This is a genomic window from Scandinavium manionii (assembly GCF_024764775.1).
Taxonomy (GTDB): Bacteria; Pseudomonadota; Gammaproteobacteria; order Enterobacterales; family Enterobacteriaceae; genus Scandinavium; species Scandinavium manionii.
The window spans coordinates 1-1,055 of the sequence record NZ_JALIGC010000016.1 but is presented as its reverse complement, the minus strand read 5'-3'; the positions used below and the strand labels follow the sequence as shown (position 1 = coordinate 1,055).

The window sequence follows — 1,055 nt, the reverse complement described above, 5'->3', positions numbered from 1 at the left end:
GGCTTTGTTGAATAAATCGAACTTTTGCTGAGTTAAAGGATCAGATCACGCATCATCCGGCAACACGGGTCGTCCCATGGCAAAGCAGAAGTTTAAAGTCACCAACTGGCGTAACTACAACAAAGCACTCATCAACCGCGGCTCCGTCACTTTCTGGCTTGATGACGAGGCTATTCAGGCCTGGTATGAGCCCGCCACACACACATCGCGGGGACGGCCTCAGCACTATTCTGACCTCGCCATCACCACCTTCCTGGTCGTTAAACGTGTATTCCGCCTGACCCTGCGAGCCGCACAGGGCTTCATTGATTCCATTTTTGCCATGATGGGTGTTCCTCTTCGCTGTCCGGATTACACCAGTGTCAGCAAGCGGGCAAAGTCGGTTAACGTCAGTTTTAAAACGCCCACCCGGGGTGAAATTGCCCATCTGGTGATTGATTCAACAGGGCTAAAAGTCTTCGGTGAAGGTGAGTGGAAAGTCAAAAAATACGGCAAAGAGCGCCGTCGTATCTGGCGAAAACTGCATCTGGCTGTTGATGCGAGTACGCATGAAGTCGTCTGCGCGGACCTGTCGCTGAACAACGTCACGGACGCTGAGGCTTTCCCGGGGCTTATCCGGCAGACCCACCGAAAAATCAGGTCAGCGGCGGCGGACGGTGCTTACGATACACGGCGATGTCATGACGAACTGCGTCGCAAGAAAATCAGCGCGCTCATTCCTCCCCGGAAGGGAGCGGGCTACTGGCCCGGTGAGTATGGAGACCGCAATCGTGCTGTTGCGAATCAACGGCTGAGCGGGAGCAATGCCCGGTGGAAATGGACAACAGATTACAACCGTCGGTCGATAGCGGAAACGGCGATGTACAGGGTAAAGCAGTTGTTCGGTGGTACGTTGACGTTGCGTGACTACGATGGTCAGGTTGCAGAGGCTTTGGCCATGGTGCGTGCGCTGAACAAAATGACGAAGGCAGGTATGCCAGAAAGTGTACGTGTCTGCTGAGAGCCGGAGCGGTTACAGGGAAACTCGCTTCAAACCTGATTTATTCAACAAAGCC

General features: G+C 53.9%; 1 pseudogene. It reads left to right on the top strand.

The window, feature by feature from the left end:
- Positions 1-11: 11 nt before the first annotated feature.
- Positions 12-1,000, top strand: a pseudogene (locus tag MUU51_RS00105) (IS5 family transposase).
- Positions 1,001-1,055: the final 55 nt, after the last annotated feature.